Here is an 11,873-nt window from a genome sequence, read left to right as displayed (position 1 = left end):
GCGTTTCCAACCGCATCCACACACTGGCGACGGTGCTTGTCGCCGGCGGCACCACCGTCTCGGCGTTCTGGATCATCGCGCTCAATTCCTGGATGCAGACGCCGGCCGGCTTCGAGATGCGCGACGGCGTGGCGCATGCGGTCGACTGGTGGGCAATCATCTTCAACCCGTCGATGCCCTACAGGCTGACCCACATGCTGCTGGCGTCCGGGCTGACGGTGTCGTTCCTGGTCGCTGGCCTGTCGGCGCTGCGCTATCTCACCGGCGACCGTTCGGAATCGATGTGGAAGGCGCTGCGCACCGGCGTCTTCACGGCCGCGATCCTGATCCCGATTCAGATCTTCGCCGGGGACCAGCATGGGCTGAACACGCTGGAGCACCAGCCGCAGAAGATCGCCGCCATGGAGGCCAACTGGAACACCGGCCCCAATGTGCCGCTGGTGCTCTTCGCCCTGCCCGACGAGGCCGCGAAGGAAAACAAATTCGAGATCGCCATTCCCGACGGCGCCAGCCTGGTGCTGCGGCACTCGACCAGCGGTGTCGTGCCGGGACTGAACGATTATCCCGGCAACCATCCGCCGGTCTTTCCGGTGTTCTGGGGTTTCCGCGTGATGGTCGGCACAGGCATATCGATGCTGCTCGTCTCATGGTCGGCGGCCTTCTTCCTCAAGCGCCGGCACAGCCTGCCGAAGCCGCTCGCCATGCTGATGGTACCGATGGCGCTGTCGGGCTGGCTGGCGACGCTGGCCGGCTGGTACACCACCGAAATCGGCCGCCAGCCCTGGCTGGTGACGGGCGTGCTGAAAACGGCAGACGCGGTCGGCCCGGTGGCGGGCAGCCATGTCGCGCTGACGCTGGCGACCTACCTCGTTCTCTATGTGCTTTTGCTGATCGCCTATCTCGGCGTGCTGGTGCACCTGGCGCTGAAGGCGGCGAAGGACGGCGATTCATCGCCGCTGCCGGGCGTCATGAACGCCGCCATGTCACAGCCGGCGGCTGGCGAGTAGGAGAAGAAGATGAGCTTCGACTGGCCAACCGCGCTTCCCCTCATCTTCGCCGGCCTGATGGGCCTCGCCATCCTGATCTACGTCATTCTCGACGGTTTCGATCTCGGCATCGGCATCCTGTTCGCCGCCGCCGAAGACGCCGAACAGGATACGATGATTGCCGCGATCGGCCCGTTCTGGGACGCCAACGAAACCTGGCTGGTGCTGGCCGTCGGCCTGCTGCTGGTCGCCTTCCCGCTGGCGCATGGCGTCATCCTGACGGCGCTCTACATTCCGGTCTTCGTGCTTTTGCTCGGGCTGATCCTGCGCGGCGTTGCCTTCGATTTCCGCGCCAAGGTGCCAGCTGGCCGGAAGCATCGCTGGAACCGTATTTTCTTCCTGGGTTCGCTCATCGCCTCACTGGCGCAGGGCTACATGCTGGGTGTCTATGTGCTCGGCCTCGATGTCGGCCTCGGCGGCATGGCGTTCGGCGTGCTGGTGGCGTTCTGCCTTGCCGCCGCCTACGCGGCGATGGGTGCCGCCTGGGTGATCTACAAGACCGAAGGCGAGCTGCAGAAGAAGGCGGTGCGCTGGCTGCGCACGACGCTGGTGCTGACCGCACTCGGCATGGCCGCGGTGTCGCTGGCGACGCCCTTCGCCAGCCCGCGCATCTTCGACAAATGGTTCGTCTGGCCGGAGATGCTTTATCTGTCGCCGCTGCCGATCCTGTCGGCGCTGCTGTTTCTGTGGCTGTGGCGGCAGACCTTCCATCTGCCGAAGCCCGACGACCGCCATTCACTGACGCCGTTCCTGACGCTGGCGGCCATCTTCGCGCTTGGCTTTGCCGGCCTCGCCTGGTCGTTCTACCCGTTCGTGGTGCCGGATCGCCTGACCATCTGGCAGGCAGCCTCGGCACCGGAAAGCCTGGCCATCATCCTGGCCGGCACCGTGGTGGTGCTGCCGATCATCATCTTCTATTCCTTCTATGCCTACCGGGTGTTCGGCGGCAAGGCGACCGACCTGACCTACGATTGATCCGCTCCATCTCTTTGACGCAAAGCGCCATGGGCTTTCTCAGGAAGGGCTGCTTTCAGATCAGCCCGGAATCGCGCGCGGCAGCTGTGGCCTCGCCACGCGAGATGGCATCCAGCTTACCCAGAACCGCGGAGACATGGTGATCGACGGTTTTTGGTGAAATGGTCAGATGCTCTGCGATCCGCTTGTTGGAGAAGCCGCGCTCGATCAGTTGCAGCACTTCCATCTGGCGTTGGGTCAGGCCGGCGCTGTTGGCGCGCGTGGTCTGGCGCGGCCCCCGGGCGATGCGAATGACGCCGTTGCGCCGCATGATTTCGCGCACATGGCTCGCAACCGGCTTGGCTCCAAGGGTCTCGAATATCTCGAGTGCCGCACGCTGCGCCGGCTCATCGCCCTGGGCGAGCGCGAGCGCACGTTCATAAGGTGCGTTGAGATCCGCCCAGACCGCGGCCGCCCCTTGCCAGTCGCCAGCCAGGAGCATTCGGTACGGCGCGGCCATGCCGGCCGTATCCCCCGCGTCGCTACCGGCGGAGAGGATCTGGCGCCAGCTGGCCAGTTCGGCAAACATAGCCCGCGTCGGCGACAGGGTCTCGGCAAGGTCGATCAGCCGCAGCGCCTCGGCGATTTCCGCCTCGCCGAGCCATGCCTGCTCGGCGACGATGGCGGCGTACGGCAACAGCCGCTGCAATTCGGCTCCCCTTTCCAGGAACCGATTCATTTCCGCCAGCAGTGGCTCGGCCGAAGGATCTCCGCGCCGAAGACGCAGTTTCACCAGGGCCACCAAAGCGGGATAGCGGACCAGCGCCGTCGCCTGGTCATTGCTTATGACATCCAGAGCCTCGGCGGCGGCTTCGTTCCAGTATCCCTGACGCAACAACAACTGTGCCCGAACCCCACGCATATAGTCACGCCAAGTCGCCAGATCGTTCTCGACGCAATAGTCGATGCCGCGATCAAGGAAGGATTGAGCCTGGCTGTAGCCCAATTGGTTGATCTCGCCACAGGCGCAATTGGTGAAGGCACGCGCGGCGTGCTCCTGAAAATTCTGCTCCAGCGCGATTTCAAGGCTGCGGGCGAGATGCAGCCGGCTGCTGGCCAGATCCAGCCACTGCTCGGCGGCGCCGACATTGTTGAGCGCGTGACAAACGACATCCTGCCGGTCCAGCTGCTCGGCAAGCTCGATCGCCCTGCCGCCCAGCGACAGGGTCTCGTCGAGCCTCTCGGCCAGCATCGCCAGCTGCGAAAGGTTCGAATAGGCCATGGCAAGTTCGGCACTGGCGGGAACTGCCTCCAGCAACGCGACCGCCTGGGCGCCGAACAGGTCGGCTGCCGGGCGGTCGCCCAACAGATAGGCGAAGCGCGATAGCCACCTGAGGCTGTCGCCTTCCTTCAGCGTGTTGCCAAGCGCCTTTTGCAACGCGCGGGCTTGTTCCTGCGCCTTGATGGCCTCGTCAATGCGGGCGATCAAGTGACACTCGAAGGCATACTGCTCGTAAAGTCCGGCGCGTTCTTCCACGGGCAAGGTGTCGGCCTGCCGCAAGGCGACCTCATAGTAGCCGGCGGCGTCGCGATGGGCGCCGACACGCGAAGCCTCGCGCGCGGCGATCGGCGCGAATTCGCGCACCGCCTCGAAATTGTGCGCTTCCACGGCGTGATGGACCAGGCGTGCGGTGGCGACGCCGCCGTTTTCAAGCAGCGCCGACAGCGCGCGCTGGTTGAACAGTCTCCTGTAACTTGTCGTCAGCATCATCTCGATGGCGCGGCGTGCGATTTCATGGCGGAAGGCATAGCCATCGCCCAGATCGTCGAGCAGCCCATTCGACACACATTCCGCCAGCTGTCCGGCGCTGGCGACGCCGCACAGGCCCTGCAGAGCCCAAGCATCGGCCCGCCTGGGAAACACCGACACCGCGTCCAGCATCGAGCGGGCACCGGCGGACAGCCGTTCGGCCCGCGCCACAACGGCGTCCCGCACGCTGGCCGGTGGCGTCATCTCATTGTCGGCACACAGGAGCTCGGTGACGAAGAAGGCATTGCCGGCGGTGACCCGGTAGATGGCGTCGCCATCTCGGCCGGCAGCGCTGGCGAGCGACAGGACGGCCGCCTCGCTCAACAGCGGCACGTCGATACGGGCAACGTTGCCCGACGGAATTTCACCCAGCGCCCGGCGCACACGCGCCTGTCCTTCGCTGCGGTCGGTGCGCGCCGTCAACAGGACCAGGATGTGGGTGTTGGCGATGCGCCGGCCAAGAAAGCGGACGAAATCGAGCGTCGCGTCGTCCGCCCAATGCAGATCCTCGATTACCAGAAGCGTCGGCTGGGTCCTTGTCTCGAACACGTCGAGGGCACCGGAGAACAGTGGCAGCCGCTGACCCTGCCTGGCGTCGATCGCCTGCGGCATCGCCCATTGCGCCTCGCGGGCGAGGTCATAGAGCGGTCCGAGCGGATCGGGGATCGACAGGTCCTCGCAGGCGCTGCGCAAGATGCGCGTAGCCTTGGCCGCGCCGGCGACGAAGGCCTCGACCAGTGCGGTCTTGCCGGCGCCGGCCTCGCCCGACAACGCCACCACGCTGCCGCGACCACGCGCGGCTTCGGCGAGAAGTCCGTCCAGCTGCTCCAGCTGTGTCTGCCGTTCCAGAAGCATGATCATCCGCTTTTCGTGATCCGGGTCGCCGCCGCACCCCGCTTTCGTCAGGCAGGATAGCGCGGCCCGGTATCGGCTTTGTGGCTCCAGCAGTGAACGCCGTTAACATGGGGAATCGTCCCACGAAACATAGGGAAAGGTTCCGATGCGCGCCCCTGGCGAGCGTGATCAATGTCCTCCGCGCTCAAAACCGGGCGTGAAACAGTAAAAAGGAACCTGATATGCCTCGCTATGTGGTTGAACGTACATTTCCCAACGGCCTCAGCGTGCCGGTGAACGAGGCCGGCGCCGATGCGCTGGGCGGCGTCATCATGCGCAACGCGGAGAAAGGCGTGACTTGGGTGCAGTCCTTCGTCTCGCCCGACAAGAAGCAGAGCTTCTGCATCTATGACGCGCCTTCGCCGGAAGCGATCCGCAGCACGGCCCAGAAAAACGCGCTGCCTGTCGACAAGATCACGGAGGTGCGGGTTCTTGACCCTTACTTTTACCGTTGACCCGATCGATGAGTATCAAACTGCCCTTCGCGGCGACGGCAGCGTGCCTGACGAATCGTTCAGCGGGCCGTCGGCGGCGTCGAGACCCGTCGGACGAGACCCGTTACCGGGCCGGGCTTTCTGGCGGCTGGCCTCGCTGCTGTTCGCGCCATTGCGCAAGAGTCGGCGTCGATTGCCTCCGCAGGACGATTATCTGAGACGCGACATCGGCCTGCCGGAGCTCGAGGGTCTGCCGCACTACTGGGACTTCACCCGGTACCAATGATGCGTGCAGCCGAGATCCGACGTCGCAGCGGGAGCGGCGGCTCCCGCGCGCCATCAACAAGGAGGAGAGAACATGAACATCCATCTGTGGACCAAACACCTCATCAACCTGTCGATCGCGGCCACGGCGGCCAATGCTCACAACGCTGGCGCGCTGGACGAGAAGGTGCGGGCAGCCAACAGCCGCTTCGAGAACGTGGCGATGGCGACGGCCGAGGGCTATGCGCCGATCCCTTGCGCCAGCGGCATCACCGGCGGCGCCATGGGCATCCACTATGTCAATGCCGGTTATCTGAAGGACGATGCGGTCGAACTCGCCAAGCCCGAGGCGGTGATGTACGAGCCGATGGCAAACGGCAAGCTGAGGCTGGTGGCCGTCGAGTACATCACCTCGAAAGGTCCGGCTTCGCTGGAAGGGCAGCTGTTCAATTTCGACAGCGCGCCCAACCGCTACGGTCTAGGCCCGTTCTATGAACTGCATGTCTGGGCCTGGAAGAAGAACCCGGCCGGCACCTTCGCCGACATGAACCCGACTGTGTCGTGTGACGCGATGAAGGCCATGTAGCCGGCAGGGGCGGGGCGGCTGAGTGCGCAAATCTCCCCCCGCGAGGGGGAGATTGGGCATTCTTAGTTGCTCGCCGACAGCACCAGCACCGGCTTCTCGCTATAGAGCGCCGGGAACAGGGCCTTCAGGTTCGCCACCTTGGGCAGGTCGTTGTAGACGATGTAGGGATAGGTCGGGTTCAGCGTCAGGAAGTCCTGATGATAATTCTCGGCCGGATAGAAGGTCTTGCCGGTTTCCAGCGTGGTGACGATCGGCTCCGGGAACACCTTGGCCTGGTCGAGCTGGGCGATGTAGCTTTGCGCGATCTTCTTTTGGGCATCGTTTTCGGCGAAGATCGTCGAGCGGTACTGCGTGCCGGAGTCCGGACCCTGGAAATTCAGCTGGGTCGGGTTGTGGGCGACCGAGAAATAGACCTGCAGCAGCTGGCCGTAGGTCACCTTCGACGGATCGTAGGTGATCTCGACGGATTCGGCATGCCCGGTGCGGCCTGAGCCGACCGTCTCGTAGACGGCGGTGTCCTTGTCGCCGCCGGTGTAGCCGGAGACGGCCTTGGTGACGCCCTTGACGTGCTGGAACACGCCCTGCACGCCCCAGAAACAACCGCCGGCGAAGACTGCCTTTTCAGTGCCGGTGGCCGCCTTCTCGTCGAGCGCCGGCGGCGGGATCTTCACCGCGTCCTCGGCCGAAACCGCCGGCGTCAGCCAGAAGGCGGCGCCCGCGGCGGCCAGCGCAAGAGCGGCGAGCGCGCTGCGGAAGACGTTCGACGATTGTCTGATGACTGGTTTTTGAATGTCGGTCATGGCTTGAGCTCCTGTGACGTCCATCATGTGGAGTCTATTGGATAAGATACGATCATGCGACGGGCGAGTTGCGGCCGAAGCCTCACTTTCACGTGCATCCGGCTTCGGACCCGCGGGACCGAAGCCGGAAACAGCACCGCCTTTACTTGGCCGGAGCCATCGCATCCGTTGCCGGCTTCATGGCGTCAGCCGCCGGCTTCATGGAATTGGTGGCCATCGGGTCGGCAGGCTTCATCGCATCCGTTGCAGGTTTCATGGCGTCTGCGGCCGGCTTCATCGCATCCGCGGCCGGTTTCATGGCATTTGCAGCCGGCTTCATCGCATTGGTCGCGTCGTCGGCACGGGCGATGCCGCCGGCAAACAGCGCCGTCGAGCACAGAGCGAGAGCGAGCGCCGGCAGCGTCAGGCGGGAAGTGGTCATGATGATCTCCTTGGGGTTGGCGTTGAAGGCGCGCCCTCTTGGCGGCCGTGCTATGCGGCGCCGCTCCATGCGGCGTTGCGCAATTTCTTGTCGAAGCGCGATCTAGTCGGTCGCGGCAGCCAGGATCGGTCCGCCACCGGGCGACTGCACGAGCACGGCGGTGCTCAGGCCGCCGGACGCGGCGGGCAGAGGATATGTCGCGGCCGCGCCGGTCCAGCTGCCGAGTTTTTCGAGCGCATGCACGACATTGGCGTGCGGCAAGGTGCGGCCGGTGTTTTCGCCGCGCGAAACCGGCACCTCGACCACGCCCTTGGCATAGCGCACCAGCCAGACATCGGCGTGGCCGCCAGGTGCGGCGCCGGCGCCGATGCTGATCCTGCCGCCATCGAGTGACAATGCCGGGCCGCTTGTCCGGCCGCTCGCCGCAATCAGCTTTTCGATTTCGCCGGGTGCGGCACCGACGACATCGGCATGGCCGTTGACCACCACTTGCGGCGTGAACGGCCCGTCATGACCGAGCGCCGGCTCATAACTGACCTGGCGCCGGGTGAATTCCTGTTTTCCGAAGATATCCTTCCAGCCGAGATAGTCCCAGTAGGTGACGTTGAACGACAGCGCCAGCACGCCGGGCTGGTCCTTGACCTTGATCAGATTGGCATTGGCCGGCGGGCAGGACGAGCAGCCCTGGCTGGTGAACAGCTCGACCACGCTGAGCGGCTGGGCCGCCGCCGCACCGAGCGACGCTGCCAGCGCAATCGCCGAGAGGCTGGACACTTTGATGAACGTACAGGATCGCGACATCGGCTTGCTCCGTGGGCGGCGGCGCCTGGAAGCACCGCAGATATCCCCACTTCGCCGCTGTCGGCGCCTTCGTTACAGCGCTCACCGGTTTGTGATCGGGCCGCAGGCGTTCTTCCCTTCTCCCCCTGTGGGAGAAGGGAAGAACGCGCCCCTACCGCCAAGGCTGTAGGCTGGTATCCCGTACATAGGCGATGATGGTATCGCTAACGGCGTTCATGTCTTTCAGAACGTCATCGTTCCAAAAGCGCAGAATGCGAAAGCCTTTCTCTTCCAGGTGAGTTTTGCGGACGCTGTCAGACTCCAACTCCGCATGCTGGCTGCCATCGATCTCGACGACCAAGCGTGCTTCGAAGCAGACGAAATCGGCAATGTACTTTCCAATGGGAACCTGGCGCCGAAATTTTATCCGGTCGAGCCTGCGGTCGCGCAGTTCATGCCACAGCCGGTCTTCCGCTTCCGTCATTACACGCCGGAGCGAACGGGCGAAGCTTCGTTTGGCTGGCGGGACAGGTTGATGCGGCATGGCTTAGATTAGCCAGCTATTGCGCTCCGTCCAGCACCCCTCATCCGTCTCGGCGCTACGCGCCGATCCACCTTCTCCCGCAAGGGGAGAAGGCAAGAGGAGCAGCATCTACTGCGTCAGCAGTGTGTCGGACGGTCGCTTGTTGAAGTCGCACTTGCCCATCACGCTGTAGAAGAAGTCGGCGTTCGTAACGTCTGGCAGTGGAGGATTGTTGCCGCCGTCTTCCCATGCCTGATCGCTGGTCTCGCTGCAGGGCACCACGGCGAAGATGTCGACGACCGTGTTGCTGGCAACCTCGACGGGGAGGTATTTGGAAGGGTTCAGGGCCTTTTGTGCCGCGGTGCTGTACCCGGCGCCGAGGTAGAGCCGGTTCGACGTGTCTGTATTGTTCGACCTGAGCGGGTTGACCGGCCCGGACGGCACATCCATCTGCAGATAGAGCTTGTCCATCGTGCTCACGTTGATTGTTGCGCCACTGCTGTTTCCGGCGGAATTCGTGGTCGCGCACGTCGTCTTGAAATAGACGGTGGAGCCGTTCGTTTTTCCGCTTTTTGCCACCGCGGTGCTTTTGTAAACTCCCGCAGTGGCCGTGAAATCGGTTGTTGATCCTACTGTCGTGCACAGTTGGGTCTGAACCAGCGTATCGGTTGGTCCCGTGGTAATAGTTGTCGTCCCGTAACCTTTCGGCTCGGCAGCGGTATAGGTCTTACCACCGCTCGTATAGGAATAACTATACGCTTTGTAGTTGTAGTTGGCCTTCATCATGGCCGTCGGCGTGGTCGTGGAGGTCCAACCGTAGGGAAGGCCGTACAGAGTCATGGTCTTGTTCCAGTAGCCCGAAACGTGATCGACATTGAACGTAGCTTCGACCAGCGCCGGCGTCTTGCTCACCGCCGACGCGACGCCGACCGTTACCGTGGGAATCCTGGCGATCTGCATGAACACGGTCGGCATGGCGAAACTTGCCGAGGCCTGCGCGGTGGCGGTGCCGTTGGCGCTGACGTCGAAGCTGTTCAGGGTCGCTGCGCCCCGCCCGCCGTTTTCTCTGTAGGTATCCTGGAGCATCACCTGGCGCTGCGGCTTCGTCGAGGCCGTATCCATCGTGGTGATCGACAGGATCGCGGCGTCGAGTGCCGCCTGCTCGGTCGACCTGGTCTGGACAGCGGAGGTGTAGTCGACGGAAAAGCCGATCGCGGTGATCAACGGTATCATGGCAAGAATGAGTATCGGTGCGAACGAGCCGCTCCGCGACTCGATAAAACTGCCTGCAAGCCCCCGCATGCCTTCGTCCTTACATCAGATATTTCCCTCCGCTAACATCCCGTTCGCAAATTATGCTCTAACGGGCTTGGTTAAAATTTATAGATTTTTCGCGAAAAGCGCGAAAAAAGCGACAGGTGCCCGTGCTGCCTGCTCCGGCAAAGGCGCACAGCTTGCTCGGGCAAGCCACCCCTGCTAAACGCGCGCCATGAGCACGCCCCTCGACCACATCCGCAATTTCTCCATCGTCGCCCATATCGACCATGGCAAATCCACGCTTGCCGACAGGCTGATCCAGCTGACCGGCGGGCTGGAGCTGCGCGACATGAAGGAGCAGGTGCTGGACTCGATGGACATCGAGCGCGAGCGCGGCATCACCATCAAGGCGCAGACGGTGCGGCTGAAATACCGCGCCAACAATGGCGAGGACTATATCCTCAATTTGATCGACACGCCCGGACATGTCGACTTCGCCTATGAAGTGTCGCGGTCGCTGGCCGCCTGCGAGGGCTCGCTGCTGGTCGTCGATGCCTCCCAGGGCGTCGAGGCGCAGACGCTGGCCAATGTCTACCAGGCGATCGACAACAACCACGAGATCGTCGTGGTGCTGAACAAGGTCGACCTGCCGGCCGCCGAGCCCGAGCGCATCCGCGAGCAGGTCGAGGAGGTGATCGGCATCGACGCCTCCAACGCCGTGCTGATCTCGGCCAAGACCGGCCTCGGCATTCCGGATGTCCTGGAGGCCATCGTCCACCAATTGCCGCCGCCGCGCGAAGGCGACGCCACGGCACCCCTGAAGGCGATGCTGGTCGACAGCTGGTACGACGCCTATCTCGGCGTCATCGTGCTGGTGCGCGTCATCGACGGCGTGCTGAAGAAGGGCCAGACCATCCGCATGATGGGCACCGGCGCCAAATATCTGGTCGAGCGCACCGGCGTGTTCACACCGGCGCGCATCAATGTCGACGAGCTCGGCCCCGGCGAATTCGGCTTCTTCACCGGCTCGATCAAGGAAGTGGCCGACACGCGCGTCGGCGACACCATCACCGAGGACAAGCGCGCCACCGCCAAGGCGCTGCCCGGCTTCAAGCCGGCGCAGCCTGTGGTGTTCTGCGGCCTGTTCCCGGTCGACGCCGCCGATTTCGAGGATCTGCGCGCCGCAGTCGGCAAATTGCGCCTCAACGACGCCAGCTTCTCTTTTGAAATGGAAACCAGCGCCGCGCTCGGCTTCGGCTATCGCTGCGGCTTCCTTGGCCTCTTACATCTCGAAATCATCCAGGAGCGGCTGGAGCGCGAGTTCAACCTCGACCTGATCGCCACGGCACCCAGCGTCGTCTACCGGCTGGCTCTGACCGACGGCTCGATGAAGGAACTGCACAACCCGGCCGACATGCCCGACGTGGTCAAGATCTCGGCGATCGAGGAGCCGTGGATCCGCGCCACCATATTGACCCCCGACGACTATCTCGGCGGCATATTGAAACTCTGCCAGGACCGGCGCGGCATCCAGGCCGACCTGTCCTATGTCGGCAAGCGCGCCATGCTGATCTACGATCTGCCGCTCAACGAGGTCGTCTTCGATTTCTACGACCGGCTGAAGTCGATCTCCAAGGGCTACGCCTCCTTCGACTATCACCTGACCGACTACCGCGAGGGCGACCTGGTGAAGATGTCGATCCTGGTCAATGAGGAGCCGGTCGACGCGCTGTCCATGCTGGTGCACCGCACGGCGGCGGAAAAGCGCGGAAGGCAGATGTGCGAGAAGCTCAAGGAGCTGATCCCGAACCATCTGTTCAAGATCCCGATCCAGGCGGCAATAGGCGGCAAGGTCATCGCCCGAGAAACCATCTCGGCGCTGCGCAAGGACGTCACCGCCAAATGCTACGGCGGCGACGTCTCGCGCAAACGCAAGCTGCTGGACAAGCAGAAAGAAGGCAAGAAGCGGATGCGGCAGTTCGGGAAGGTGGACATTCCGCAGGAGGCGTTTATCCAGGCCTTGAAGATGGGGGACTAGGTCCTTAAGTAGTTTCAAAATAGAAAAAGGGTGCTAAACTGGCCGTGGCTCGGGGGTGATTCATGG

General features: G+C 63.5%; 12 protein-coding genes. 6 read left to right on the top strand and 6 right to left on the bottom strand.

Annotation, left to right across the window (positions count from 1 at the left end; translation table 11 throughout):
• Positions 1 to 1,007, top strand: a 1,007-nt coding sequence (locus ENZ74_RS01180; RefSeq protein ID WP_164760935.1) for a cytochrome ubiquinol oxidase subunit I, incomplete at its 5' end; no start/stop codon positions are given.
• A gap of 9 nt (positions 1,008 to 1,016) precedes the next feature.
• Positions 1,017 to 2,021, top strand: a complete 1,005-nt coding sequence (locus ENZ74_RS01175) for a cytochrome d ubiquinol oxidase subunit II (RefSeq protein ID WP_013528683.1) — start codon at positions 1,017 to 1,019, stop codon at positions 2,019 to 2,021.
• 55 nt (positions 2,022 to 2,076) lie between these two features.
• On the opposite strand, the gene ENZ74_RS01170 is transcribed toward ENZ74_RS01175, so the two are convergent.
• Complete coding sequence (locus ENZ74_RS01170) at positions 2,077 to 4,665, bottom strand: AAA family ATPase (RefSeq protein WP_063170411.1); 2,589 nt, start codon at positions 4,663 to 4,665, stop codon at positions 2,077 to 2,079.
• A 221-nt stretch (positions 4,666 to 4,886) separates the two neighbouring features.
• Here ENZ74_RS01170 and ENZ74_RS01165 point away from each other — a divergent pair, with 221 nt between their 5' ends.
• From ENZ74_RS01165 to ENZ74_RS01155, 3 genes are all read left to right on the top strand, one after another.
• Positions 4,887 to 5,159, top strand: coding sequence for a DUF4242 domain-containing protein (locus tag ENZ74_RS01165; RefSeq protein ID WP_063169628.1), 273 nt, complete (start codon positions 4,887 to 4,889; stop codon positions 5,157 to 5,159).
• The gene (locus tag ENZ74_RS01160; RefSeq protein WP_013528686.1) at positions 5,137 to 5,424 is read left to right on the top strand and encodes a hypothetical protein; all 288 of its coding nucleotides are present in this window, start codon (positions 5,137 to 5,139) and stop codon (positions 5,422 to 5,424) included. The genes ENZ74_RS01165 and ENZ74_RS01160 overlap by 23 nt, the downstream gene beginning before the upstream one ends.
• 72 nt (positions 5,425 to 5,496) lie before the next feature.
• Positions 5,497 to 5,988, top strand: coding sequence for a hypothetical protein (locus ENZ74_RS01155; protein WP_063169627.1), 492 nt, complete (start codon positions 5,497 to 5,499; stop codon positions 5,986 to 5,988).
• A gap of 62 nt (positions 5,989 to 6,050) precedes the next feature.
• On the opposite strand, the gene msrA is transcribed toward ENZ74_RS01155, so the two are convergent.
• The 5 genes from msrA to ENZ74_RS01130 form a co-directional block, all read right to left on the bottom strand.
• On the bottom strand, positions 6,051 to 6,788 hold the full coding sequence (gene msrA, locus ENZ74_RS01150; protein WP_063169626.1) for a peptide-methionine (S)-S-oxide reductase MsrA: 738 nt from the start codon (positions 6,786 to 6,788) through the stop codon (positions 6,051 to 6,053).
• 142 nt (positions 6,789 to 6,930) lie between these two features.
• A complete protein-coding gene (locus tag ENZ74_RS01145; RefSeq protein WP_027162827.1) occupies positions 6,931 to 7,209 on the bottom strand; it encodes a hypothetical protein in 279 nt (92 codons plus the stop codon).
• A 102-nt stretch (positions 7,210 to 7,311) separates the two neighbouring features.
• Positions 7,312 to 8,010 (bottom strand): DUF1223 domain-containing protein, encoded by a 699-nt coding sequence (locus tag ENZ74_RS01140; RefSeq protein WP_063169625.1) that lies wholly within the window; start codon positions 8,008 to 8,010, stop codon positions 7,312 to 7,314.
• Positions 8,011 to 8,161: 151 nt separating this feature from the next.
• Entirely contained in the window at positions 8,162 to 8,473 is a 312-nt protein-coding gene (locus ENZ74_RS01135) for an endonuclease domain-containing protein (RefSeq protein ID WP_244514250.1), read from the bottom strand.
• A 168-nt stretch (positions 8,474 to 8,641) separates the two neighbouring features.
• Positions 8,642 to 9,814 (bottom strand): pilus assembly protein TadG-related protein, encoded by a 1,173-nt coding sequence (locus tag ENZ74_RS01130; RefSeq protein ID WP_063169623.1) that lies wholly within the window; start codon positions 9,812 to 9,814, stop codon positions 8,642 to 8,644.
• 187 nt (positions 9,815 to 10,001) lie between these two features.
• Here ENZ74_RS01130 and lepA point away from each other — a divergent pair, with 187 nt between their 5' ends.
• A complete protein-coding gene (gene lepA, locus ENZ74_RS01125; RefSeq protein ID WP_063169622.1) occupies positions 10,002 to 11,807 on the top strand; it encodes a translation elongation factor 4 in 1,806 nt (601 codons plus the stop codon).
• Positions 11,808 to 11,873: the final 66 nt, after the last annotated feature.

It is taken from the genome of Mesorhizobium sp. M7A.F.Ca.CA.002.15.2.1 (assembly GCF_003998715.1).
GTDB classification, from domain to species: Bacteria; Pseudomonadota; Alphaproteobacteria; order Rhizobiales; family Rhizobiaceae; genus Mesorhizobium; species Mesorhizobium ciceri.
The sequence above is the reverse complement of the archived record's forward strand: the minus strand, read 5'-3'. Positions and strand labels throughout refer to the sequence as shown.

Bases quoted from the DNA above. Each gene is read 5' to 3' on its own strand.
- ENZ74_RS01175 (WP_013528683.1), top strand. From the start codon at position 1,017: ATGAGCTTCGACTGGCCAACCGCGCTTCCCCTCATCTTCGCCGGCCTG.
- ENZ74_RS01170 (WP_063170411.1), bottom strand. From the start codon at position 4,665: ATGCTTCTGGAACGGCAGACACAGCTGGAGCAGCTGGACGGACTTCTC.
- ENZ74_RS01165 (WP_063169628.1), top strand. From the start codon at position 4,887: ATGCCTCGCTATGTGGTTGAACGTACATTTCCCAACGGCCTCAGCGTG.
- ENZ74_RS01155 (WP_063169627.1), top strand. From the start codon at position 5,497: ATGAACATCCATCTGTGGACCAAACACCTCATCAACCTGTCGATCGCG.
- msrA (WP_063169626.1), bottom strand. From the start codon at position 6,788: ATGACCGACATTCAAAAACCAGTCATCAGACAATCGTCGAACGTCTTC.
- ENZ74_RS01145 (WP_027162827.1), bottom strand. From the start codon at position 7,209: ATGACCACTTCCCGCCTGACGCTGCCGGCGCTCGCTCTCGCTCTGTGC.
- ENZ74_RS01140 (WP_063169625.1), bottom strand. From the start codon at position 8,010: ATGTCGCGATCCTGTACGTTCATCAAAGTGTCCAGCCTCTCGGCGATT.
- ENZ74_RS01135 (WP_244514250.1), bottom strand. From the start codon at position 8,473: ATGACGGAAGCGGAAGACCGGCTGTGGCATGAACTGCGCGACCGCAGG.
- ENZ74_RS01130 (WP_063169623.1), bottom strand. From the start codon at position 9,814: ATGCGGGGGCTTGCAGGCAGTTTTATCGAGTCGCGGAGCGGCTCGTTC.
- lepA (WP_063169622.1), top strand. From the start codon at position 10,002: ATGAGCACGCCCCTCGACCACATCCGCAATTTCTCCATCGTCGCCCAT.